Genomic DNA, 20,372 nt, shown 5'->3' with positions numbered 1-20,372 from the left:
CGGCCGGACGCTACGCCCCGCGGGGTCAGCTGGGGAGACCGAGCAGGGCGGGCAGGTCGGCGACCGAGTCGATGACGGCGTCGGCCCCGGCGGCCCGCAGCCGCGGCTCGCCGTGCGCCCCGCCGCGCACCCCGACGGCCAGCCCGGCGCCCGCGCGGACGGCGGCGTCGATGTCGGCGGTGGCGTCCCCGGTCACGGCCACCTGCGACGCCTCGGTGCCGGCCCGGCGCGCGGCGGCGTGCAGCAGGTCCGGCTCGGGCAGGCCCCGGCCGTCGACGTCGGCCGGGGACAGCACGAGGTCGGCGCGGCCGTCGAAGCCGAGCGCGGTGACGAGGCGGTCACGCAGCTCGGGATCGAACCCGCAGGTCAGCGCCACGGACAGGCCGGCGTCGCGGAGCGCGTCGAGCGTCTCGCAGGCGCCCGGGACGGGCCGGACCCGGCCGGCGTCGAGCGCGGCGTGCAGGTGCTCGGCGAACGCGCCGTGCGCGCGGCGGGCGCGGTACATGTCGCCGTCGAGCAGCTCGCCCAGCACCGTCATCACCGGCCGGTCCATGGTGGCGCGGGCCTGGCGGTCCAGCGCGGGGTAGGACGGGCCGCCGACGCGGACCCCGGCGGCGCGCAGGCCGGCACGCAGCCCGGCCAGCACGAGGCCGTCGTCGGCCATGGTCGTACCCGCGAGATCCAGGACCGCCAGTTGCACGAGGGAACTCCACTGGCCGCGGGTTGCGATCACCCGACGTCCGTCTGACGTCCGGGTGAACCGGCCGCGTCACTCCGGGGGCGGGCCGTGCCGGTCACCAGAGCTCGCCGTCGCGCCAGTCGCAGACCAGTGCGCGGCCGGGGTCGAGCGGGGCGTCGACCCGCAGGACGTGCACCGCGCCGCGCTCGTCGGGGGTGTCGCGCACGCCGTCCGGGGTGAGCGCCGCCAGCGGGCCGGTCCAGGGCTCCCAGCCGTGCCTGCGGTAGAGCCGGGCCGCGCGCGGGCCCGCACCGAGCGCACCGAGCCGGTATCCGCCGCGCACGATCCGTCCGACGGCGGCCACGAGCGCCCCGCCGAGCCCGTCGCCCCGCCGCGCGGGGTCCACGGCGACGGCCTCGACGTAGCCGGTGCGCAGCGCGACCCCGCCGTGCAGCACCCGGCGCCCGACGACGGCGGCGTGCCCGACCGGGGCGCCGGGCGGTCCGGCGAGCACGTGCACGCCGCCGAGGGCGTGGTCGAACGACGCGTCGTCGAAGGCGCCCGCCCCGTCCGGGTCGTCCCCGGCGAAGGCACTGTCGAGCAGGGCGCGCAGCGCGCGCAGCCCGTCCGGTCCGAGGTCGGCGGTGGGCAGGACGGTGAGGTGCACCCGGGAGATCCTTCCCGAGTGCACCCCGCTCCGCCCCGTCAGAACGTCGGGAGCATCCACCCGAGGACCGGCGTGGACTGCAGCAGGACCAGCAGGCACAGCACGAGCAGCAGCCCGATGCTCCACAGCACGGTCCGGCGGAACAGCTCCGACTCGCGCCCGGCGATCCCGACCGCGGTGGCGGCGATCGTCAGGTTCTGCGGGCTGATCATCTTGCCGACGACGCCGCCGGAGGTGTTCGCGGCGACCATCAGGTGCGGATCGAGCCCGGCCTGCTCGGCCGCGGTCTGCTGCAGGGTCGCGAACAGCGCGTTGGCCGAGGTGTCCGACCCGGTGACGGCGGTGCCCAGCCAGCCCAGGATCGGCGAGAGGAACGCGAACGCCGCGCCGGTCCCGGCGATCCAGGTGCCGATGGAGATCGTCTGCCCGGACAGGTTCATCACGTAGGCCAGCGCGAGGACGGTGGCGACGGTGAGGAAGGCGAAGCGCATCCGGTAGGCGGTCCCGGTGAACTCCCGGACCGCGGTCGCGGGGGTGACCCGGTACAGCACGGCGACGGCGATGCCGGAGATCAGCAGCAGCGAGCCGGGCGAGGACAGCCACTGGAAGTTGTACGTCGTGGTCGACACCGCCTTGCCGGCCGAGTCGAGCACCTCGCCGCTCAGGCCGGGCCAGCCGATCTTGACGTCGGTGCCGGACAGGAACGACGACACCGGGGTGACCAGCTTCGCCACCGAGAACACCACGATGATCAGCAGGTAGGGCGCGAACGCCATCAGCAGCCGGCCGGTGGTCAGCGCCTGCGCGCGCTCGGTCAGCGTGCGCTGCTCGGTCGCGAGCGACCCGCCGCCGTCGCCGCCGGGGCCGGTGGTGGGCGCGTCCTCGGTGCGCTCGATGCGCAGCTTGTCCATCGCCTCGGCCCCGCCGCGGGGCTGCCAGAAGCGGAGCATGACCACACCGGCGGCCAGGCCGACCAGCGAGGCGACGATGTCGGTGAGCTCGACCGACAGGTAGGTGGCGGCGAGCCACTGGGCGACGGCGAAGGCCAGGCCGATGACGACCGCGACCGGCCAGACCTGCTTGACGCCCCGGACGCCGTCCACGAGCAGCACGAGCAGGGTCGGCACGATGAACGCCAGCACCGGGGTCTGGTGACCGACCACGGCGCCGATCTCGGCGTAGGGGATGCCGGTCAGGGTGCCCGCGGTGATGATCGGGGTGCCGACGGCGCCGAACGCGACCGGCGCGGTGTTGGCCAGCAGAACGACGACGGCGGCGCGCACCGGGGAGAAGCCCAGCGCCATCAGCATGACGCCGGTGATCGCGACCGGGGCGCCGAAGCCGGCCAGCGCCTCCAGCAGACCGCCGAAGCAGAACGCGATGATGATCGCCTGCACGCGGGGGTCGTCGGAGATCAGCTGGAAGGCGGCCCGCAGGTCCTCGAAGCGGCCCGCGGCCACCGTGAGCTGGTAGAGCCAGATCGCGGTGAAGACGATCCACATGATCGGGAACAGGCCGAACACGGCGCCCTCGGTGGCCGAGAGCAGCGCCAGGTGCACCGGCATCCCGAACGCGGCGACCGCGACGACGATCGAGACGGCGAGCGCGGACAGACCGGCCCAGTGCGCCTTCCAGCGCAGGGCACCGAGGGTCACGAAGATGGTGACGAGCGGGAGCAGGGCCACCAGCGCGGAGAGCCAGAGGCTCCCGAGCGGCTCGAGCGACTGCTGGAACATGAGCACTCCGCGGAGGGATCGACGGTGATCGGGAGGGCCGGTCGCACCGTGTGGTTGCGCCACGAACCGGACCCAGGAGAGTGAACGGGACGGACTGCCGACAGTCAAGTGTGTTTGTCAGACAAGTTGCCTTGTCTGGCGTGAATACTGTGTACTGACGACGCTGCCGGTCCAGGAGGACGACGATGACCACCGACCTCGAGGTGCGCTCGCTCGTCGACGCCGTCACCCGGGCGCTGCGCGAGCGCATCCTGCGCGGGGACCTCGCCGCCGGCGCCGCGGTGACCGAGAAGCTGGTCGCCGAGGAGTTCGCCGTCGCGCGGCCGACCGCCAAGGCCGCCGTCGAGCGCCTGGTGTTCGACGGCCTGCTGCGCCGCCAGGCGAACCGGACCGCGCGGGTCCCCGTACTGACCCTCGCCGAGGTCTCCGACGTCTACTTCTCCCGCATCCTGCTCGAGCGGGCCGCGATCGAGGTCGTCGCCGGGCACGGCCGGGTCCCCGACGACGCCCGGATCGCGCTGGGGCGGTTCGACCTCGCGTTCGGCCGGGGCGACGTCTCGGCCGTCGTGGAGGCCGACGTCGCGTTCCACCAGGCCCTGGTCGACGCCGCGGGCAGCCCGCGGCTGTCGCGGATGTACGCCTCGCTGATGGCCGAGTTCCACCTCTGCGTGGCCCGCGTGCAGGTGCTGGGGCGGCTCGACCGGACCCGGCTGGCGGCCGAGCACGCGGCGGTGCTGGCCGCCGTCGAGGAGGGCGACGCCGGGCGCGCCTCGGGCGAGCTCACCGCGCACATCACCGGCGCGCGCGACCGCATCCTCGCCGTCTACGCCGAGGATTCCTGACCCTCCGGGCATCCCGCTCGAAACGAGAGCGCACCTCCGTTTACGGCGCTACCGTGGACGCCGTGACCGACACCGCCGCGCCCACCACCGAGCCCGCCGAGTTCACGCTGCCGCTGCACATGCGCCGCGACCGGTTCCTGCCCGACCCCGAGCTGGACCGCATCCGCGAGTCCGGCGAGATCCCGCGGGTCCGGACGGCCTTCGGCGCCGACGCCCACCTCGTCACCCGCTACGACGACGTCCGCCACGTCCTCGGCGACGCCGCGGTCTTCTCCAACGCCGCGGGCACCGCGCTGCGCCGCCCGGAGGGCGACGAGCTCTCCGAGGAGGAGCTGGCCCGGCTGCGCGCCGGGCAGCTGCTCGCCCAGGACCCGCCCGAGCACACCCGGCTGCGCCGCTACCTGACCCGCGAGTTCACCCAGCGCCGGATGGCGCGCCTGGAGCCGCGGATCACCGAGATCGTCGAGAGCCACCTCGACGCGCTGGAGAAGGCCGGCCCGGGCGCCGACCTCGTCGCCGAGTTCGCCCTGCCGGTGCCGTCGATGGTCATCTGCGAGCTGCTCGGGGTGCCCTGGGCCGACCGCGACGAGTTCACCGCCCGCTCGACCCGGCTGCTCGACGTGTCGCTGCCCGCCGCCGAGCGCGCGGCCGTCGTGCGGGAGAACCGGGCGTACATGACCCGGCTGGTCGACGCCGCGGCCGCCGAGCCCGGCGAGGACATCATCGGCATGCTGCTGCGCGAGCACGGCACCGAGATCAGCCACGACGAGCTGGTGGGCATCGCGTCGCTGCTGCTCATCGCCGGGCACGAGACCACGTCGAACATGCTGGCGCTGGGCACCCTCGCGCTGATGGAGGCCCCGGACCAGGCCGAGCTGCTGCGCCGCGACCCCGAGCTCGCGCGGCCCGCGGTCGAGGAGCTGCTGCGGTGGCTGACGATCGTGCACACCGGGGTGGTGCGGGTGACGACCACCGACACCGAGCTGCGCGGCACCCCGCTGCCGGAGGGCTCGCTGGTGGTGTGCTCGCTGCCGAGCGCGAACCGCGACACCGCCACCGGGCTGGACGACCCGCAGCGGCTCGACCTGACCCGCGGCGCGGCCGGGCACGTCGCGTTCGGGCACGGCGTGCACCACTGCCTGGGCGCACCGCTGGCGCGGATGGAGATGGTGACGGCGTTCCCCGCGCTGCTGCGCCGCTTCCCGACGCTCGCCCCGGCCGGGCCGGTGCCGCCGACGGCGTTCCGGGCGTACCACTTCGTCTACGGCATGCACACGCTGCCGGTGACCTGGTGATCCGGGCGGGCGCTACCGTGCTGTGATGACCGCACCGCTGACCGACGGCGCCCCGCCCGGCCGGCCGTTGCGCGCCGACGCCGCGCGCAACCACCGCCGGATCGTCGAGACGGCCGCCGCGGCGTTCGAGTCCGACGGCGCCGACGTGCCGCTGGAGGAGATCGCGCGCCGGGCCGGCGTCGGCGTCGCGACGCTCTACCGGCGCTTCCGCACCCGCGACGTGCTGGTCCGCGCGGTGCTGGAGGACGTGTTCAGCGCCGAGATCGAGCCGACCGCCGCCGCGGGCGACGGCGACCCCTGGGCCGACCTGGCGGGGTCGCTGGGCCGCGCGGTGGACGCCATCGCCGGGCGCCGCACGATCCTGCAGCTGGCCCGCGAGGCCGGCGCCTTCGACGTCGAGTCGGTCCAGCGCTACGGCGCCACCCTGGCCCGGCTGCTGGAGCGGGCGCGCGAGGCGGGCGCGGTCCGCCCCGAGCTGACCCCGCGGGACCTGTCGGCGGTGCTGGTCATGGCGCTGGCCGTCGCCGAGGGGTCCGACGCGCCGGGGTCGGCGTCCGGTGAGGACCGGGCGCGGTTCCTGGCGCTGCTGCTCGACGGCCTGCGCCCCGGTCACCCGCCGCTGCCGCCGTCCTCGGAGGACTGATCGCCGGGGCGGCTGTCCTCCCGGCCACCGACCGGCTACGGTCGTCGTCGTCCGCTCGGCAACGGCGCCGGGCGGATCCGCACCACGGCCGGCTCAGCCGCCGAACCGCTCCGGGTGCAGGCGCCGGGCCAGCGCCGCGACCGCGTCGGCGTTGCGGATGCCCGGGCTGACCTCGGCGAACGTGGTGGTGAACACCCGGCCGTCGCGCACCGCCGGGACCGCGGCGAGCGCCGGCTCCGCGCGCAGCCGGGCGACCAGCGGCGCCGCCGCCTCCGGGCCGACGTCGCGGCCGCAGCAGGCCGGGACGACGATCACGTCCGGCCGGGCCGCGACGATCCCCTCCAGCGACACGGTGCGCTGCCGCCCCGCGACCGTGTCGAACGCCTGCCGCCCGCCGGCGGCCTCGATGATCGTCGTCGCGACGTCGCCGGTGCCGAAGACCCGTAGCTCGCCGGTGCTGCCGGGAGAGTTGAGCATCGCCACCCGCGGCCGCTCGGTCACGCCCCGCAGCCGGGCCGCGACGTCGTCGAGGGTGGAGCGCATCCCGGCGACGACGGCGGCCGCCCGGTCCGGCGCGCCGAGCACCCGTCCCAGGTCGGTGAGGTCGCGCTCGACCCCGGCGAAGGTCACGTCGTTGTCGGCCAGCGCGCCCTGCCCGCCGCCGTCGGAGGTCGGGCAGTAGGCGCTGAACAGGAACGTGCGCGCGCCGGCGGCCCCCAGCTCGGCGCGGGTGCCCAGCCCCTCGCGGGTGAACGCGCCGGTGAACCCGGAGACGACGAGGTCCGGCGCGACCCGCAGCACCTCCTCGCGCGACGGGTACTCCTCGGGCCAGTAGCTCGCGGGCCGGAACTGCGCGTCCAGCTGCGGCGGCAGCGGGTTGTCCAGGTACGCGGCGCCGACCAGCCGGTCCCCCGCCCCCAGCGCGAGGACGGCCTCGATGCCGTTCTGGAACATCGCGACCACCCGCTCGGGGCGCTGCAGGGGCACCGCCAGCCCGCAGTTGACGACGGCGCCGTCACCGGGCTCCGCGGCCGGGGCGGCCGCGGGGGCGCCGCACCCGGCGAGGAGGACGAGCCCGGCGAGCAGCGGCGCCCAGCGGCGCGGGTTCCCGATCACCGGGGCAGCCTAGCCGTTATACTTGCTCAACTGTTCAGGTGTGCGACCCACGTCTCGCGGGGGTCAGAGCGCCCGCTCCAGACGCGACGCCAGGAGCCCGACGAACCGAGACGGGTCGGTCAGCTCGCCGCCCTCGGCGAGCAGCGCCATGCCGTGCAGCAGCTCCACGGTCCCGCTCTCGTCCCGGCCGGCCGCGCGGGCGTCGCGCAGGCCGGCGACCAGCGGGTGCGACGGGTTCAGCTCCAGGATCCGCTTGACCTTCGGCGGCTCCTGCCCCATCGCCCGGTACATCTTCTCCAGGGTGGGGGTCATGTCGTGCTCGTCGCCGACCAGCACCGCCGGTGAGGTGGTGAGCCGCGAGGACAGCCGGACCTCCTTGACGTCCTCGGTGAGCACCTCGGCCATCCAGGTGCACAGCTCGGCGAACTCCTCCTGCCGGGCGGCGGCCTGCTCCTTCTCCTCGTCGCTCTGCAGGTCGACCTGGCCCTTGGCGATCGAGCGCAGCGGGGTGCCCTCGAAGCCCTCGACGGCGTCGACCCACACCTCGTCGACCGGGTCGGTGAGGACCAGGACCTCGTAGCCCTTGGCGCGGAAGGCCTCCATGTGCGGCGAGGACTCGACCGCCGAGCGGGAGTCGCCGGTCATGTAGTAGACCGCGTCCTGGCCCTCGGGCATCCGCGCGACGTAGTCGGCGAGGCCGGTGGGCTCGTCGCCGTGGGTGGTCGCGAAGCTCGCGACGCCCAGGATCGTCTCGCGGTTGTCCGGGTCGGAGAGCAGCCCCTCCTTGAGCGCGCGGCCGCACTGCTCCCAGAACGTCGCGTACTTCTCCGGCTCGTTCTCCCGCAGGCCGCCGACGACCGACAGGACCTTCCGGACGAGACGACGGCGGATCGCGGAGATCTGGCGGTCCTGCTGCAGGATCTCGCGCGACACGTTCAGCGACAGGTCCGCGGCGTCGACGACGCCCTTGACGAAGCGCAGGTACTCCGGGACGAGTGCCTCGCAGTCGTCCATGATGAACACGCGCCGCACGTAGAGCTGCACGCCGCGACGGGCGTCGCGCATGTGGAGGTCCATCGGCGCGACCTTCGGCAGGAACAGCAGCGCCTGGTACTCGAAGGTCCCCTCGGCGGCGAGCCGGATCGTCTCCAGCGGCTCCTGCCAGTCGTGCGCGACGTGGCGGTAGAACTCGGCGTACTCCTCGTCGGACACGTCCTTCTGCGGGCGCGCCCAGAGCGCCTTCATCGAGTTGAGCGTCTCCGGGTCGCCCTCGCCGCCGGCCAGGCGCACCGGCCAGGTGATGAAGTCGGAGTAGGTCTTCACGATGCGCCGCAGCACGCCCGGGTCGGCGTAGTCGTGCATCTGGTCCTCGGCGTCGGAGGCCTTCAGGTGCAGCGTGACGCTCGTCCCCTGCGGGGCGTCGGCGGCCGGCTCGATCGTGTAGGAGCCCTCGCCGTCGGAGCTCCAGTGCACGCCCTCGGTGGTGCCGGCCCGGCGGGTGACCAGCTCGACGCGGTCGGCGACCATGAACGAGGAGTAGAAGCCGACACCGAACTGGCCGATCAGCTCCTGCGCGTGCTCGGAGTCCCCGGCCTCGCGCAGCCGGGTGAGCAGCTCGGCGGTGCCGGAGCGCGCGATGGTCCCGATGAGGTCGACGACCTCGTCGCGGGTCATGCCGATGCCGTTGTCGCGCACGGTCAGCGTGCGGGCCCCGGCGTCGGCGACCAGCTCGACGTGCAGGTCGCCGGTGTCGGCGCCCAGGTCCTTGTCCTGGTAGGCGGCCAGGCGGAGCTTGTCCAGCGCGTCGGAGGCGTTGGAGATCAGCTCGCGCAGGAACACGTCCTTGTTCGAGTAGATCGAGTGGATCATCAACCGCAGCAGCTGCCGGGCCTCGGCCTGGAACTCGATCGTCTCCGTGCTCACGTCCGTCGTCCTCTCGCAGGTGTTCCGTGGTGCGCCCGCGATTCTGCCGAACGCGTGGGCGCGCCCGGCCGGGGCCCGGGGCCTGCACCGCCGCGGCGGCGAGCACGACCGGTACCGTCGGGCACGAAACCCCCGAACCGGACGGATCACCCTCGTGAGCACGACCCGCGCCCCGGCCCGCCGCCTCGCCGCGGTGCTGCTGCTGTCGCTGCTCGCCGTGCTCGCCCCGGCCGCCGGGGTCGCCGGTGCCGCACCCACCGCCACGGCGACGGCGGGCGCGCCGCCCGCGGCGGCCGGTCAGGACCTCACACCCGCCGAGGCACCGCGCGCCGCTCAGCTCGGGCGCGCCGGGCACGACGACGCCCCGGCCGCGGCGGCGCCCGGACCACCCGGACCGGCCCTCGCCGCGCTGGTCCTGGACGCCGCCTCGGTGCCCGCTCCGGTGCGCGGCGCCCGTGCCGCCACCCGGGAGCAGCCGGAACGCCCCGGTCCCGGGGCCACGGTCCCGCCGGGGTCGCGAGCTCCCCCGCGGGCCTGACCCGCGCCCGTCCCCCGCCCCCGCGCGGCGGAGCAGGCGCGGGCCGCCGCGTCCGCACCCCCGCGTCCCGCCCGGGACGCCTGCCGCCGAGGAACCCCCTGTGCCGCACCGCCCCGTGCTCTGGCGGGCGCTGATCGCGCTCGCCGTGCTCGTCCTGTCCACCGTCGTCGCGCTGACCACCGCACCCACCCTGGGCCTGGACCTGCGCGGCGGCACCCAGATCGTGCTGGAGACCCGCGACACCCCCGAGGTCGCCGCCGACGGCGAGGCCACCGACCGCGTGCTCGAGGTGCTGCGCGGCCGGGTCGACGGCCTCGGTGTCGCCGAGCCGAGCCTGGCCCGCTCCGGCGAGAACCGGATCATCGTCGAGCTCCCCGGGCTGACCGACCCGGCGGAGGCCGCCGCGACCCTCGGCCGCACCGCGCAGCTCACCATCCATCCCGTGCTCGGGGCCGTGGACCCGGCCGCGGGCACCCCGGGCGCCGACGAGCAGGGGCAGCCCCTGCAGCTGGGCCCGCCCGCGCTGTCCGGGGACATGGTCGGTTCCGCGCAGTCCTCGCCCAACCCGCAGGGCGTGGGGCACGTCGTCACCATCGCCTTCGACGGCGAGGGCCCCGCCCGCTGGCAGTCCCTCACCGGGCAGGCGGCCTGCGCCCCCTTCGGCGATCCGCAGCGGCGGATCGCCATCGTCCTCGACGACCAGGTCATCTCCTCGCCGCAGGTCACCGAGCAGACCGCCTGCGCCGTCGGCCAGGTCGGCGGGTCGACCCAGATCAGCGGCACCTTCTCCCCCGAGCAGGCCTCCGAGCTGGCGGTCCTGATCGAGGGCGGCGCGCTGCCGCTGCCGGTGGAGATCATCGAGCAGCGGACGGTCGGCCCGACGCTGGGCGCCGACGCGATCTCCGCCTCCGCCTGGGCCGCGGTCATCGGCTCGGCGCTGGCGGGGGCGTTCCTCGTCGTCGTGTACCGGCTGGTCGGGCTGGTCGCCGTCGTCGCGCTCGGCGGGTACGCGCTCGTCGCCTACGCGGTGCAGACCGGGCTGGGGGCGACGCTGACCCTGCCCGGCCTCGCCGCGTTCGTCCTGGCCGTCGGCATGGCCGTCGACGCGAACGTGCTCATCGCCGAACGGTCCCGCGAGGAGTACGCGCTCAGGCCGAGGCTGGAACGCGCCTCGGAGCTGGGCTACGGCAACTCGCTCTCCGCGGTCGGCGACGTCGCGGTGACCTCGCTGCTCGCCGCGGTGCTGCTGTTCGGGCTGGCGTCCGGCCCGGTCCGCGGGTTCGGCGTCACGCTCGTCATCGGCGTGGTGGTGTCGCTGTTCTCCGCGCTCGTGCTGTCGCGGCTGCTGACCCTCGCAATGCTGCGCATCCCCGCGGTGCGGCGGCGGCCGCGGATCACCGGTCTCGCCGAGGTCGGGCCGGTGCGCCGGCGGCTGGAGGCGAGCGACCCCGGGTTCCTGCGCCGGCCGGGTCGCTGGCTGGCCGTCGCCGGGCTCGTGGTGGTGGTGATGGTGACCGGGCTCCTCGTGCGCGGCCTGGAGCTGGGCGTGGAGTTCACCGGCGGACGGCTCGTGGAGTTCACGACGGCCGCACCCCTCGGCGTCGAGCAGGCCCGCGACGCGGTCGCCGGCACCGGGATCGGCGGGATCACCGTCACCGAGACCGGCGACGGCGCGATCGCGCTGCGCTCCGGGGAGCTCACCGACGCCCAGGTCGCCCAGCTGCGCGAGGCCGTCGGCGCGGCAGGCGGCGGCGCCGATCTGCTGCGCGACGAGCTCATCGGCCCCAGCCTCGGCGCCGAGCTCGCCCGCGGCGGTCTCGTCGCGCTGCTCGTCGCGCTGGGCGCCCAGTTCCTGTACCTGGCCTACCGGTTCCGGTGGACGCTCGGTGCCGGCGCGGTCGCCGCGCTGGCCACGAACGTGCTCGTCGTGGTCGGGGTCTTCGCCTGGACCGGGCGCACCGCCGACGGCGTGTTCCTCGCCGCGCTGTTGACCGTGATCGGCTACTCGGTCAACGACACCGTCGTCGTGTTCGACCGGGTGCGCGAGCACTGGGCGCGCAACACGGGCCTGCCGTTCCACCGCGTGGTCGGAGCGGCGGTGCTCTCGACGCTGCCGCGGACGGTCAACACCGGCATCTCGACGCTGACGATCCTGGTGATGCTGCTGGTCCTGGGCGGGGCGACGCTCGCGGACTTCGCGCTGGCGCTGATCGTGGGCATCGTGGTCGGGACGGTCTCGACGGTCGCGGTCGCCGGGCCGGTGTCGATCCTGCTGCAGCGGCGCTGGTCCGGGCCGCCGCCGCGCTCGTCGGGGGCGGGCCGGCCGGTCGGCAAGGCGGACCGCCGCACGCCGTCGCGGCGCACCGCGCGGCGGCGGGCCGGAGACGGCGCCGTCGTCTGACGGTGGGCTCACGTGCGCTCCCCGGCGTCGAGCCGGGCCCCGCAGCGCTCGATCCCGGCGCGGATCATCGCGCCGTAGCCGTCGCCGGGCAGCGCCCCCGCCTTCTCCCGGGCCCGGGAGAGGTGGTGGCGCGCCCGCGCGTCCTCGCCGAGGCGGCGGTGCACGTCGGCCAGGTTCAGGTGCAGCGACGGGAGGAACCCGTCGCCCACCCGTTCCCACAGCGCGGCGAACCGGGCGCGGGCCCCGGCCCGGTCGCCGGTGCCGCCCGCCTCGACGGCGCCGGCGAGCTCGTCCATGACGGGGTCGGCGGCGGGCTGGTCCACGGGGGCCTCCGGAGCGCGGGAGCGGGTCGGGACACATGCTGCACCGGACCCCCGACAGCTCCGGCGAGTCCGGCCGCCCCCGTGGCGGCGACGTGGCCCGCGAATGCGGACGGTGCGCGCCCTGGTCGGGGGCCAGGATGTCCGACCGTGACCCCGACTCTGCAGATCGCCTTCGACGCCGCCGACCCGCACGCCCTCGTCCGGTTCTGGGCCGCGGCGCTGGGCTACGAGGTGGAGGACCACACCGAGATCGTCGGGAGCCTCGTCGCCGCCGGACGGCTCGACGAGAGCGAGACCGTCGTCGACGGCGACCGGCGCGCGTTCCGCGACGTCGCCACCGCACGCGGTGACGGGCCGCGGCTGTTCGTGCAGCGCGTCGGTGAGCCGAAGTCCGCGAAGAACCGCGTGCACCTCGACCTGCAGGTCGGCGCCGCCGACGCACCCGGCGAGGTGGAGCGCCTGGTCGCGCTGGGCGCGCGGGTGCTGTGGACGACCACGGACCGCGGGCCGGTCACGACGACGCTCGCCGACCCGGAGGGCAACGAGTTCTGCGTCAGCTGAGGGCGGTCAGCGGGCCGTGTCGGGCTCCAGGTCGTAGGTGCGGGCGCCGACCTGCATGAGGTCCACGGCCGAGACCAGCCCGGCGTCGCCGCCGCCCTGGTTGAACCCGGCCGCGTACGCGGTCATCTGCGGGAACTCGTCCATGATCTGGGCCAGCGTGCGCTGCTCGCCCCCGTCGCGGCACTGCCGGTAGGCGTCGGCCCGGCCGATCTGGCGGGTCACGCAGAACGTGCCGGAGCCGACGTCGTAGCGGGTCCAGGTGCCCGCCGCGGCGTGGTCGGGCAGGTAGGTGAGCACGTGCAGGTCGCCCGCCTGCAGGTCGCCGCCGTCGACGTCGGCGGCGATCGCGAAGGACGGCATCGCGTCGGAGTGCGACGCGGGGTCGCGCAGCGCCCAGTAGCTGCTGTCCGCGAACCGCGACAGCGGCCCGCCGACCTCGGCGGTGACGAACTGGACCTTGTCGCCCCCGTCGGGCGTGCTGATCGCCATCGCGCCCGTGCCGCCGTCGGGCGGGGCGCCGTAGCGGGTGGTGAACTCGCGGGTCCCGGTGCCCTCGTCGAGGGTGCCGGCGAACTGGTTGGACGCGGCCGGCGTCACCGTCACGCGGCCGGACGGCCCGAACGGGTCGATCGCGAAGGCGGGCTGCAGCGACGCGAGCCCCACCAGGGCGGCGCCCGCCAGTGCGGCGGCGATGAGCCCGTTCCGTCGTCCCCGACCCATGTGTGTCCTCCTCGACCCGGTCGGGTGGATCAACGACCGGACCGGCCGGACGTCACGCCAGCAGCGTGCCCGGCGCGGGCTCGTAGGGCTCGAAGAAGGCGTTGGCGGGTGCGCCGGCCAGGGTGAGCACCAGCGCCGGGACGGCCACGCCGTCGATCTGCTCGCGCAGGATGTCGGCGTGCCCGGCGTGGCGGGCGAACTCCTCCACCAGGTGCCCGAGGTAGTGGCGGGCGAGGATCGGGCGCGCGTCGGTGATCCCGTGCCACGGCGCCGGCGGCGCGGTCGACTCCCCCGCCGGGTCGGTCCGGCCGATCGTGGCCAGCAGCTCCGCGCGGACCCGGTCGAACTCCTCGATGGTCGCGGCGACCGTCTCGCCCTCGCCGACGGCGAAGCTCCCGGTGAACGCGGCGACCGCGGCCGCGTCCATGGGCTGCTCGGTGACGTCGCCGGTCAGGCGGGTCACCGCGCCGCGCATGCAGTACGTCGCGTGCTTGATCAGTCCGCCGACCGACAGGGCGCTGCGGCACGGGGTGGCGCGGGCCTGGTCCTCGGTGAGCCCGAACGCGGCGGAGCGGATGGCCGTGAGCTGCTCGTCGACGTAGCGCAGGAAGCCGGTGGCCTCGTCGTCGCGGGCGGGTGCGTACATGGGGGACCTCCGGGGTGGGTCGGGCCGTCGACGACGACTGTCCCGCCCGATGCGGTCGGATCCTGTCCTCGTTGGTGGCCGCGTCCGACCGGTTCTCCCGACTCGGCAACCGGACCGGGTCACCACCCCGTGAAGCCCGGGTCAGTTGTCGAGCAGTTCCTGGGCGTCGAACCAGGACGGCTGGTGACCGACCACCTGGCACTGGACCGACAGGCCGACGAAGGAGGTCAGCAGCGCGGTGCCGTCGACGTGGGAGTACAGCTCGAACGACTCAGCAGCGGCGACCACCCTGCGGGCCTCGTCAGCGATCTCCGGGCGCGCACCGGCGATGGCCACGGGGTCCAGCCTGGCGACGGCGGCGGTGGCGCGGGACATCTGCTGCATGTCGACGTCGATGCTCTTGCGTCCGCTCTCGCCGGCTGTCATCGGCAGCACGAACACGGAGTAGAGCGACCCGCCCCGCGCGTCGAGATCGACGCACACCTGCTGGTCGGCCACCGCCGTCGACGCGGCCGCGACCGGGACGGGTGTCACGGGGGCGGCAGCGACCGCCGGAGCGGCGGCCGAAGACAGCTGCACCCCGGCGAGTACACCGACGCCGACCAGCAGCAGTGCCGCGATTGCGCCGAGCATCGCGCCTCGACGACGGGGCCGCTCGGGCACGGGGCCCGGGGTGACGACGGTGACGGGTCCGGTTCGCGCATCGTGATCCACGGGCGGACTGTCGACGCGAGGCACCGGCTCGTTAACCCCCCTCATCAGCAGTGATGACGGTCGGCACCAGGCCGGGAATCCGGCAGTCGGGCACGCGATGAGTTCCGTCGCCCGGGACGGTCCGTACCGCATGGGCACCCTCTGCTTCGCGATGAGCATGTCCCTCGACGGCTACGTCACCGATCCCGACGGCGGGATCGACTTCTCCGAGCCGGACGAGGTCCTGCACCGCTACTACAACGACCGCGCTCGTCGTACCGGCGCCTTCCTGTTCGGCCGGGGCCTCTACGACGTCATGGAGGAGTTCTGGACCGACCCGGCACGCGCCGACGGCGGCGAGGTGGAGGCCGAGTTCGCCCGGCACTACGTGGCGACGCCGCGCGTCGTGTTCTCCGACTCGCTCACCTCGGTGCCGCCCGGCTGCCGGCTCGTCCGGCGTGCCGACACCCTCGCCGAGGTGGCGCGACTGAAGGAGGAGGTCGACGGCCCTCTCGACGTCGGTGGCGCGGGTCTGGCCGCGTCCGTGCTGGACCTGATCGACGAGTTCCACCCGACCGTCGTGCCCGCGGTGCTCGGCGGAGGGACGCCGTACCTGCCGGCCGGGGCCGACCTGCGGCTGCGGTTGGTGGAGCAGCGCGCCTTCGACAACGGGAGCGTCGTGCTGCGCTACCTGCGGGCGCGCTGAACCCGCACCCGCCCGGACGCCTCCGCCGACCGGTCCTGCGCTACGGCCGCGAGGTCCCGCATCTCCCCGGACCCGCCGACCCCACCGCGCTCCTCGCCGGGGACGGTGATCGCGAGCCTCGCCAGTACCCGGCGCCGGAGCAGGAGGTACTCGTCGACGCATCGGCGCAGCTCAGAGGTCGGCGGCTGAGCCATGGCCCTCTCGCCGACGACCGCGCACATCTGGCCCGACTCCGACGACAGGACACGCGAAGCCGTCGACACCGTCCTCGGCGCTGCGCCGGAATCGGCAGGATCTGCAGAAGTCGACTATGCACACGATCTTAGTGACTCGGTGTCGCACGTGCGGGTGGACTCACTTCACGACGGGACAGCAGTCCCCGATCCTCCGAGCATGGGGACACCAATGACGACGAAGAAGATCGATGCGGAGTTCGTGACGGAGTGGGCCGCCGCCTATCCGTCGACTGCCGACGATCACGTGCTCGGACCGATTCACCGGGCAGTCGGCGAGCGCGGGTACTTCACGTTCTCGGAAGCCGAGGAGGTGATCAAGTGGAAGTCGAACCGCACGATCACCATCCTCCGACGGAACGATCCGGCGGACGTCGAGACCATCACCGAGATGGCCCTCCGAGCGCCGGAGCACCTCGCGCACCGAGTGCTCGGCCTACTCCGAGGCGTTGGTGTGCCGGTCGCCAGCGCTTTCCTGACCATCGCCAAGCCTGACACGTTCACGGTCATCGACGTCCTCGCGATGCGGACTCTCCGGCGGCACGGCGAACAGGACTCGACCTGGCCGGCCTACGCCGACTATCTGAAGACGTGTCGCGGTATCGCCCGACGCTGTGGGACAGACCTCCGCACCCTCGACCGAGCGCTCTGGGCGTGGGGCAAAGCTCATCCGGCGTAGGCCAGCCGTGTGCCCCGTGTGTGCCCCCCCGACCGGTCGATCCGGTACCGCCCGGCAGGTCAGGGGTTGGGGTGCGGACGAGCCGGCCTGTAAGCCGGATCCTGTTCCCGGGCACCTCACGGTGCACCGTTCGGCGACCATCCATCTCGGCCTGCCGTCGCCGGCAGGCTCCAGCGGTCCACCCGCAGGCTCGGGCGGGCAACCCTCGAACGCCTGCGCAGCCGTACACGTACGGCCTCTCGACCTTGCTCCGGGTGGGGTTTACCGAGCCACCCCGGTCACCCGGGGTGCTGGTGGTCTCTTACACCACCGTTTCACCCTTACCCCCGGCCGTGAGGCCGGAGGCGGTCTGTTCTCTGTGGCACTGTCCCGCGGGTCTCCCCGGGTTGCCGTTGACAACCACCCTGCCCTGTGGAGTCCGGACTTTCCTCGGCGGGACCCGGAGGTCCCGACGCGGCCGCCCGACCGACTCGTCCGCGATCAGGAGGATACCCGGGCCCCCACGGCGTCCCGCAGGACCTCCGCCAGCTCGGCGCGGGTGGGCCCGTCGGCGACGGGTGGGCGCCATCCGCCCCGGTAGACGGCCCGCGCGAGCGGCTCGACCGGGTCGAGGGAGTCCGGGCCCGCCTGCATCCCGAAGTACGGCCCGAGCGCGGGCGCGATGCGGCCGTCGACCTGCGCGGCGGCCGCGATCAGGTCGCTGGGGACGCGCCGGTCGAGATCGAGGTCCCCGCCGGACCAGACGCGGCGCCAGTGCTCGTCGGAGCGGACGTGGTCGAGCACCCAGGGACGCATGTGGGCGTCGCACCATGGCCCGAAGGACGCGAGGTCGCCGGCGTCGATGCCCGCGAGCAGGGCGCGGACCTGCATCGCGGTGGTGGCCAGGCCGCGGCCGAACATGGGGGTGGTGGTGCACACCGCGTCGCCGACGAGCACGAGCCCCGCGACGCCGGGCTGCGGCCGGTAGTGGTTGTGGAGCCGGCCGCCGGGCAGCACCGGGGTCAGCGGCGCCGCGCGGCCGGGGTCGGTCCAGTCGCTCAGCCCCGGCACCGCCCGGCAGGCCGCGGTGAACGCGGCCTCGTGGCGCAGGTCGCGCAGCTCGCCGGCCGGGCGGACGAGCAGCACCGAGAAGATCCCGTGCTCGTGCCGGAACACGATCACCTGGTAGCCGTCGAGCTGCGCCTCCCAGGCCAGCGGGTTGACCATCGGACCGGGGTCCGCGGCGTCGTGCAGGCGGTACTGGCGGCTGACGTAGGCGATGCCGGTGTCACCGCCCGCCGTCGGGCCGGGGCCGAGGTCGCGGGTCGCCCGCCCGGCCCGGCCGGAGGCGTCGACGACGAGGTCGGCCGGCAGCGTCTCGCCGTCGACGACGAGCCCGTGCGCCCGCCCGCCGGTCACGGCGACGCGGTCCACGTGCCCGCAGCGCAGCGTCAGGCCGGGCACCCGGGCCGCGACCGGGCGCAGCGCACGCTCGAAGGTCTCGCGCCGCACCCGCAGGCCCGGGGGCGGGCGGGTGCCGTCGTCGCGGACGAACACGATCGGCTCGGCGCCGGCGGCCAGGCAGGCGTCCCACGCCTCGGGCAGCTCCGCGCGCAGCACCTCCCCCACCTGCGGGCGGACGGCGTGGGGGTGGCGGAACTGCATGACCCCGCGACGCGGCCAGTCCCCCGCGGCGTCCGGACCGGGGTCGGGGTCGACGGCGACGACGGTGTGCCCGCGCCGGGCCAGCGCCGCCCCGAGGAGCAGCCCGGCCGGACCGGACCCGATGATGCCCACGCGCACGGCGACCTCCCTGGTACATTCCGATGCACTCAGAGTGCACCGAAATACGGGGGACGTCCAGTGCCGAGGGAGTACCGCTCCGCCCTGCGCGACGAGCGGACGCGCACGACCCGGCGCGCCGTCGTCGCGGCGGCGGCGGCTCAGTTCGTCCGCGACGGCTACGCCGCGACCACCCTCGACTCCGTGGCGGCGGCCGCCGGGGTGAGCCGCCGGACCGTCGTCAACGCCGCCGGGGGCAAGCCCGCGCTGCTCTCGCTGGCCTGGGACCACACCCTGGTCGGCGACGACGAGCCCGTCCCGATGGCCGACCGGCCGGCCGTCGCACGGATCCTGGCCTGCACCGATGCGCCCGCCGCGGTCGCCGCCTGGGTGGACATGGTCGTCGAGGTGCAGGTCCGCGCCGCGCCGCTGGCGGCGGTGATCGAGGCCGCGGCCGACGTCGACCCCGACGTCGCCGCGCTGCGCGACCGGGCCGAGACCGAGCGCCTCGCCGGGGCCCGGGCGTTCGCCGCGCACCTCGCCGCGCTCGACGCCGGCGTCGACCCGGCGACGGCGGCCGACCTGGCCTGGACGCTGAACGACGGCACGTCCTACCGGCGGCTGGTCGTGCTGCGCGGCTGGCCGGTCGGGAGCTACCGGGACTGGCTGGTCCGGGCCGCGCGGTGCTCGCTGCTCACGTCCCGCAGAACGTCCTGAACGGCGGGGCGTCCGGCCCGGCCGGGAGGGCGTAGCGCTCGAAGCCCTCCCGCTCGGTGAAGGGGTCGGCGACCACCTGCAGCAGCCACTGCACCGGTTCGAGGTCGCCGTCGACGACGGCCGCGCCGAGCGCCTCCTCCACCAGGTGGTTGCGCGGGACGTGGACCGGGTTGACCCGGTCCATCGCGTCGGCGTCGGGGCCCGCGGCCCGCCACGAGCGCAGCCACTCCCCCGGCGCGGCCGGGTCGCCGAACAGCGCGCGCACCGGGCCGTCGTCGCCGCGGGCCGCGTCCGACAGCCGCCGGAAGAACAGCGTGTGGTCCGGTGTGTGCTCCTCCAGCAGCGCGAACAGCTCGCCCAGCAGCTCCGGGGTCCCGACGCCGATCTTGGCGAGGTGGTCGCGGTCGCGGGCGGCGAGGTAGGCGTCGGCGAAGCCCTGCAGCTCCCCGGTGGCCAGCCGGACCGCCTCCTCCTGGTCGTCGGCGAGCAGCGGCAGCAGCGCCTCGCCGAAGCGGGCCAGGTTCCACTGCGCGATGCCGGGCTGGTTGCCGAAGGCGTAGCGACCGGCGTGGTCGATCGAGGAGTACCAGGTGGTGGGGTCGTGGGCGTCGAGGAAGGCGCACGGGCCGTAGTCGATGGTCTCACCGGAGATCGTCATGTTGTCGGTGTTCATGACGCCGTGGACGAACCCGATCCCCGTCCAGCGCGCGACGAGCGCGGCCTGCGCGGCGATCACCGCACGGTAGAGCTCCAGCGGCGAGGACGCGGCCGGGTGGTGCCGGGCGATCGCGTGGTCGGCGAGACGGCGGAGCACGTCGACGTCGCCGGTGGCGGCGGCGAACTGGAAGGTGCCGACCCGCAGGTGGCTCGACGCGGTGCGGGCGAGCACGGCGCCCGGCTCGGGGCCCCGGTCGCGCATCACGTGCTCGCCGGTCGCGACGACGGCCAGCGACCGCGTCGTCGGCACCCCGAGCGCGTGCATCGCCTCGGAGATCACGTACTCGCGCAGCATCGGGCCCAGCGGGGCCCGGCCGTCGCCACCGCGGGCGAACGGTGTGCGCCCGGAGCCCTTCAGGTGCAGGTCGCGCCGGGCGCCGTCGGGGGCGACGAGCTCGCCGACCAGCAGCGCGCGGCCGTCGCCGAGGCGCGGCGAGAAGTTGCCGAACTGGTGCCCGGCGTAGGCCTGGGCGACGGTCGTCGCCGACCCGGGCACGGCCGTCCCGGTGAGCAGGCCCAGCCCGGCGGGCGTGCGCAGCCGGGCCGGGTCCAGCCCGAGCTCGCGGGCCAGGGCGTCGTTGAGCAGCACCAGCCGCGGCTCGGGTGCGGGCGCGGCCTGCCACGGCAGGTAGAGGCCTTCCAGGTCGCGGACGAAGGTGTTCTCGAACGCGATCTCGGTGGCTGCGGTCATGGCTCCAGGCTACGAGCCGTCGCGCGGATCGGCCGGTCCGCGCCGCGCCGGGGGGCCGCGGCGCGTTGCAGCGGGATACCGTCCG

At 75.0% G+C, this 20,372-nt stretch carries 20 protein-coding genes and 1 other RNA gene; 9 read left to right on the top strand and 12 right to left on the bottom strand.

Annotation, left to right across the window (positions count from 1 at the left end):
* Positions 1-25: 25 nt before the first annotated feature.
* The 3 genes from WJX68_RS03170 to WJX68_RS03160 form a co-directional block, all read right to left on the bottom strand.
* Positions 26-700, bottom strand: a complete 675-nt coding sequence (locus WJX68_RS03170; protein WP_340286038.1) for an HAD family hydrolase — start codon at positions 698-700, stop codon at positions 26-28.
* A 94-nt stretch (positions 701-794) separates the two neighbouring features.
* Positions 795-1,346: a GNAT family N-acetyltransferase gene (locus WJX68_RS03165; protein ID WP_340286037.1), complete on the bottom strand. Its 552-nt coding sequence runs from the start codon at positions 1,344-1,346 to the stop codon at positions 795-797.
* Between the two features lie 38 nt (positions 1,347-1,384).
* Positions 1,385-3,082: an L-lactate permease gene (locus WJX68_RS03160; RefSeq protein ID WP_340286036.1), complete on the bottom strand. Its 1,698-nt coding sequence runs from the start codon at positions 3,080-3,082 to the stop codon at positions 1,385-1,387.
* Positions 3,083-3,267: 185 nt separating this feature from the next.
* On the opposite strand from WJX68_RS03160, the gene WJX68_RS03155 reads away from it, so the two are divergent.
* From WJX68_RS03155 to WJX68_RS03145, 3 genes are all read left to right on the top strand, one after another.
* Positions 3,268-3,924: a GntR family transcriptional regulator gene (locus WJX68_RS03155; protein ID WP_340286035.1), complete on the top strand. Its 657-nt coding sequence runs from the start codon at positions 3,268-3,270 to the stop codon at positions 3,922-3,924.
* Positions 3,925-4,043: 119 nt separating this feature from the next.
* Positions 4,044-5,219: a cytochrome P450 gene (locus WJX68_RS03150; RefSeq protein WP_340286212.1), complete on the top strand. Its 1,176-nt coding sequence runs from the start codon at positions 4,044-4,046 to the stop codon at positions 5,217-5,219.
* 25 nt (positions 5,220-5,244) lie between these two features.
* Positions 5,245-5,862, top strand: coding sequence for a TetR/AcrR family transcriptional regulator (locus WJX68_RS03145; RefSeq protein WP_340286034.1), 618 nt, complete (start codon positions 5,245-5,247; stop codon positions 5,860-5,862).
* 93 nt (positions 5,863-5,955) lie between these two features.
* On the opposite strand, the gene WJX68_RS03140 is transcribed toward WJX68_RS03145, so the two are convergent.
* Both WJX68_RS03140 and htpG read right to left on the bottom strand, forming a co-directional pair.
* Entirely contained in the window at positions 5,956-6,978 is a 1,023-nt protein-coding gene (locus tag WJX68_RS03140; RefSeq protein WP_340286033.1) for an ABC transporter substrate-binding protein, read from the bottom strand.
* A 63-nt stretch (positions 6,979-7,041) separates the two neighbouring features.
* Positions 7,042-8,901, bottom strand: coding sequence for a molecular chaperone HtpG (htpG, locus tag WJX68_RS03135; RefSeq protein ID WP_340286032.1), 1,860 nt, complete (start codon positions 8,899-8,901; stop codon positions 7,042-7,044).
* Positions 8,902-9,055: 154 nt separating this feature from the next.
* On the opposite strand from htpG, the gene WJX68_RS03130 reads away from it, so the two are divergent.
* Together WJX68_RS03130 and secD are read left to right on the top strand one after the other, a co-directional pair.
* Positions 9,056-9,439 carry a hypothetical protein gene (locus WJX68_RS03130; protein WP_340286031.1) on the top strand — a complete coding sequence of 128 codons (384 nt, stop codon included), beginning with the start codon at positions 9,056-9,058 and terminating at the stop codon, positions 9,437-9,439.
* A gap of 100 nt (positions 9,440-9,539) precedes the next feature.
* Complete coding sequence (gene secD / locus WJX68_RS03125) at positions 9,540-11,840, top strand: protein translocase subunit SecD (RefSeq protein ID WP_340286030.1); 2,301 nt, start codon at positions 9,540-9,542, stop codon at positions 11,838-11,840.
* Positions 11,841-11,848: 8 nt separating this feature from the next.
* On the opposite strand, the gene WJX68_RS03120 is transcribed toward secD, so the two are convergent.
* Positions 11,849-12,163 carry a hypothetical protein gene (locus WJX68_RS03120; protein WP_340286029.1) on the bottom strand — a complete coding sequence of 105 codons (315 nt, stop codon included), beginning with the start codon at positions 12,161-12,163 and terminating at the stop codon, positions 11,849-11,851.
* A gap of 147 nt (positions 12,164-12,310) precedes the next feature.
* On the opposite strand from WJX68_RS03120, the gene WJX68_RS03115 reads away from it, so the two are divergent.
* Complete coding sequence (locus WJX68_RS03115; protein WP_340286028.1) at positions 12,311-12,724, top strand: VOC family protein; 414 nt, start codon at positions 12,311-12,313, stop codon at positions 12,722-12,724.
* Between the two features lie 6 nt (positions 12,725-12,730).
* On the opposite strand, the gene WJX68_RS03110 is transcribed toward WJX68_RS03115, so the two are convergent.
* From WJX68_RS03110 to WJX68_RS03100, 3 genes are all read right to left on the bottom strand, one after another.
* Positions 12,731-13,444: a hypothetical protein gene (locus WJX68_RS03110; RefSeq protein ID WP_340286027.1), complete on the bottom strand. Its 714-nt coding sequence runs from the start codon at positions 13,442-13,444 to the stop codon at positions 12,731-12,733.
* Between the two features lie 52 nt (positions 13,445-13,496).
* Positions 13,497-14,090 carry a mycothiol transferase gene (locus WJX68_RS03105; protein ID WP_340286026.1) on the bottom strand — a complete coding sequence of 198 codons (594 nt, stop codon included), beginning with the start codon at positions 14,088-14,090 and terminating at the stop codon, positions 13,497-13,499.
* A gap of 141 nt (positions 14,091-14,231) precedes the next feature.
* The gene (locus tag WJX68_RS03100; RefSeq protein ID WP_340286025.1) at positions 14,232-14,753 is read right to left on the bottom strand and encodes a hypothetical protein; all 522 of its coding nucleotides are present in this window, start codon (positions 14,751-14,753) and stop codon (positions 14,232-14,234) included.
* Between the two features lie 181 nt (positions 14,754-14,934).
* Between WJX68_RS03100 and WJX68_RS03095 the strand changes: the two genes are divergently transcribed.
* Both WJX68_RS03095 and WJX68_RS03090 read left to right on the top strand, forming a co-directional pair.
* Positions 14,935-15,489, top strand: a complete 555-nt coding sequence (locus tag WJX68_RS03095; RefSeq protein ID WP_340286024.1) for a dihydrofolate reductase family protein — start codon at positions 14,935-14,937, stop codon at positions 15,487-15,489.
* A 405-nt stretch (positions 15,490-15,894) separates the two neighbouring features.
* Entirely contained in the window at positions 15,895-16,401 is a 507-nt protein-coding gene (locus tag WJX68_RS03090; protein WP_340286023.1) for a hypothetical protein, read from the top strand.
* 74 nt (positions 16,402-16,475) lie between these two features.
* Here WJX68_RS03090 and rnpB read toward each other — a convergent pair.
* Both rnpB and WJX68_RS03080 read right to left on the bottom strand, forming a co-directional pair.
* Positions 16,476-16,874: RNase P RNA component class A (gene rnpB, locus WJX68_RS03085), an RNA gene on the bottom strand.
* Positions 16,875-16,881: 7 nt separating this feature from the next.
* Positions 16,882-18,183, bottom strand: a complete 1,302-nt coding sequence (locus WJX68_RS03080) for an NAD(P)/FAD-dependent oxidoreductase (RefSeq protein WP_340286022.1) — start codon at positions 18,181-18,183, stop codon at positions 16,882-16,884.
* A gap of 60 nt (positions 18,184-18,243) precedes the next feature.
* Between WJX68_RS03080 and WJX68_RS03075 the strand changes: the two genes are divergently transcribed.
* Positions 18,244-18,879: a TetR/AcrR family transcriptional regulator gene (locus WJX68_RS03075; protein WP_340286021.1), complete on the top strand. Its 636-nt coding sequence runs from the start codon at positions 18,244-18,246 to the stop codon at positions 18,877-18,879.
* Here WJX68_RS03075 and WJX68_RS03070 read toward each other — a convergent pair.
* Positions 18,857-20,287: a protein adenylyltransferase SelO gene (locus WJX68_RS03070; protein WP_340286020.1), complete on the bottom strand. Its 1,431-nt coding sequence runs from the start codon at positions 20,285-20,287 to the stop codon at positions 18,857-18,859. The genes WJX68_RS03075 and WJX68_RS03070 overlap by 23 nt on opposite strands.
* Between the last annotated feature and the right edge of the window lie 85 nt (positions 20,288-20,372).

It is taken from the genome of Pseudonocardia spirodelae (assembly GCF_037727765.1).
Taxonomy (GTDB): domain Bacteria; phylum Actinomycetota; class Actinomycetes; order Mycobacteriales; family Pseudonocardiaceae; genus Pseudonocardia; species Pseudonocardia spirodelae.
This window is presented reverse-complemented; position numbering and strand designations above follow the sequence as displayed.

Bases quoted from the DNA above. Each gene is read 5' to 3' on its own strand.
- WJX68_RS03160 (WP_340286036.1), bottom strand. From the start codon at position 3,082: ATGTTCCAGCAGTCGCTCGAGCCGCTCGGGAGCCTCTGGCTCTCCGCG.
- WJX68_RS03155 (WP_340286035.1), top strand. From the start codon at position 3,268: ATGACCACCGACCTCGAGGTGCGCTCGCTCGTCGACGCCGTCACCCGG.
- WJX68_RS03150 (WP_340286212.1), top strand. From the start codon at position 4,044: ATGCGCCGCGACCGGTTCCTGCCCGACCCCGAGCTGGACCGCATCCGC.
- WJX68_RS03145 (WP_340286034.1), top strand. From the start codon at position 5,245: ATGACCGCACCGCTGACCGACGGCGCCCCGCCCGGCCGGCCGTTGCGC.
- WJX68_RS03110 (WP_340286027.1), bottom strand. From the start codon at position 13,444: ATGGGTCGGGGACGACGGAACGGGCTCATCGCCGCCGCACTGGCGGGC.
- WJX68_RS03105 (WP_340286026.1), bottom strand. From the start codon at position 14,090: ATGTACGCACCCGCCCGCGACGACGAGGCCACCGGCTTCCTGCGCTAC.
- WJX68_RS03095 (WP_340286024.1), top strand. From the start codon at position 14,935: ATGGGCACCCTCTGCTTCGCGATGAGCATGTCCCTCGACGGCTACGTC.
- WJX68_RS03090 (WP_340286023.1), top strand. From the start codon at position 15,895: ATGACGACGAAGAAGATCGATGCGGAGTTCGTGACGGAGTGGGCCGCC.
- WJX68_RS03070 (WP_340286020.1), bottom strand. From the start codon at position 20,287: ATGACCGCAGCCACCGAGATCGCGTTCGAGAACACCTTCGTCCGCGAC.